General features: G+C 58.2%; 3 protein-coding genes. All 3 read left to right on the top strand.

Features of this window, described 5'->3' with window-relative positions; genetic code table 11:
• Positions 1 to 281 (top strand): HAD hydrolase-like protein (locus QZL63_RS05225; RefSeq protein WP_290586103.1); only part of this gene is annotated, 281 nt, incomplete at its 5' end.
• Between the two features lie 120 nt (positions 282 to 401).
• Positions 402 to 1,586 carry a porin gene (locus tag QZL63_RS05220; RefSeq protein WP_290586100.1) on the top strand — a complete coding sequence of 395 codons (1,185 nt, stop codon included), beginning with the start codon at positions 402 to 404 and terminating at the stop codon, positions 1,584 to 1,586.
• Between the two features lie 43 nt (positions 1,587 to 1,629).
• The coding region (locus tag QZL63_RS05215) for a YncE family protein (protein WP_290586097.1) at positions 1,630 to 2,294 on the top strand (665 nt) is incomplete at its 3' end.

Raw genomic sequence — 2,294 nt, 5'->3', positions numbered from 1 at the left:
GCCGCTGTCCCGACGTGGTGATCGGCAAGCCCAATCCCGGGATGCTGCAGGTCATCCGGGAGCGTTACGGCCTGCGCCCCGAAGAGATCGCCATGTGCGGCGACCGGATCTACACCGACGTGCAGACGGCACTCAATGCCGGAAGCCTCGGCGTGCTGGTCCTCTCGGGCGAAACGACCCTCGAAACGGCATTGGCCTCCGACCCGCAGCCGCCCGTCACGGTGCGCGATATCGGTGTCTTCGGCGAACTGTTGCTGCGCGCCCGCGGCAAACTGGACTGAACACGAAACATCACCATAACCCAAACTTACACAACAAAACAAAAAAACATTCAATCACCCATCACCCCATCAACAAACCCTTCAAACAATTGTTTTACTAACCAACTTAAACCTAACCCTATGAAAAAGACTACGAAAATGTGGGCGCTCCTGTTGTGCGGAGCCCTCATCGCCCCGGGACTTGCGTCGGCCAATCCGGAAGAGAAGCCGGCCCCTGCAGCGGAAACCGTGACGGCCGAAGCTCCTGCCGTAGAAAAGGAGAAGACCGGATGGGAGAAGTTCCTCGAGAAGCTGCCGAAGATCTCGGGATACCTCCAGTCGGGCTGGAACTACACCTCGAACGCAAACAGCTCCACGTCGTCGTTCCAGGCCAAGCGTCTGCGCCTGCTGCTCGACGGCAAGGTGGGCGAGAAGGTGGACTTCCGCCTGCAGATCGAGGCGTTCAACGGCATCTCAGGCTCGACCAACGGCAACGGGCAGAAGAACCTGCAGGTGATGGATGCCTTTGCCACCTGGAAGATCGTTCCCGAGTTCAAGGTGCGCGTCGGACAGTTCTACACCCCGCTGGGCTATGAGAACTACGACATCTCGCCCGCAACGCTCGAGACCGTGGACTTCTCGAACATCGTCTACCGCATGGCCTGCCGCAACCCCTACGAGTACAATCTCGTGGACTACGGCCGCGACCTGGGCATCATGTTCATCGGCGACGCCTTCGATTCGGGCAAGGGCTTCAGCTACCTGCACTACGACGTGGCCATCACCAACGGCTCGATCCCGTGCAAGGACGACAGCAACCAGTCGAAGGACATCTACGTCAGCCTGACGGTCCGTCCGTTCAAGTACTTCAACATCAAGGGTACCTATAACTGGGGTGAGTACAAGTCGGTCGAACTGGCCGGCGGCAAGGGCGTCGGAAGCGGCAGCTACAACCCCATGAACCGCTTCGTCGTAGGTGCCTGGTACGACAACCCGAAGGGGCTGAACCTGCGCGCCGAATACGGTCACATGAAGAGCGCCGTGGGCGGTGTGGACGTCGTCAAGGAGAACGGCGCCTACGTGCTGGCAGGCTGGCACCTGGGCAAGTTCCTGCCGATCGTCCGCTGGGACATGTACGAGGACTGCGTAAACACCGGCACGGCCAACAACTACAACCGCATCCTTCTGGGCTGCACCTACCAGATCTTCAAGAACATGAAGCTGCAGGTCAATTACGGCCACTTCATGTACAGCGGCGACGCGAAGGACGCCCTGGGATACGACTCCTCGGAGCAGCTGCAGATCATGGGCATGTTCAAGTTCTAAACACAAGCGATAAAGACATCAACCACCTTAAAACCTTACTGTTATGAAAAAGTTGTTATTTGCATTGGCTCTTGTGGCATCGGTTACGACCGTAAGCGCACAGCACATCGGCACGGAATACCGCCTGAAGAAGGTCGTGCAGGTTCCCGGACGTCAGGGCATCGCTGCCGACGAGAACTACTACTACGTCTCCGACACGCGCGGTCTCTACAAGTTCGACAAGGAGTGGAATCTGGTGCAGAAGCGCGTACAGACCCCGGAAGATCCCCTCTTCCCGAATCCTGAGCAGGCCAACCACTTCGGTGACATCGACGTATGGAACGGCAAGATCTACACCGGCAACGAGAAGTTCGAGTATGGCCGCGGCTACAACATCGCCATCTCGGTATACGATGCCAACACGCTCGAGTGGATCGAGGACATTCCCTGGTGCGCCGAATCGGGACAGGTGGAGGTTTCGGGCCTGGCCGTCGATCGGGAGAAGAACATGATCTGGATGTCGGACTGGGTGGACAGCCGCTACGTCTACTGCTACAGCCTCGAGACGGGCAAGTACTACACCAAGATGCAGTGCCGCCCGATGCCCTACTGGTGCCAGGGTATCTTCATTGCCGACGGCAAGATGCTCTTCGCTGCCGACGACGGTGAATCGACCTTCCACATTGCCGACAACATCTACATCGCCGACATCACCGAAGTTCCCTACAC

It is taken from the genome of Alistipes sp. CAG:268, from assembly GCA_000434235.1.
GTDB lineage: Bacteria > Bacteroidota > Bacteroidia > Bacteroidales > Rikenellaceae > Alistipes > Alistipes avistercoris.
The sequence above is the reverse complement of the archived record's forward strand: the minus strand, read 5'-3'. Positions and strand labels throughout refer to the sequence as shown.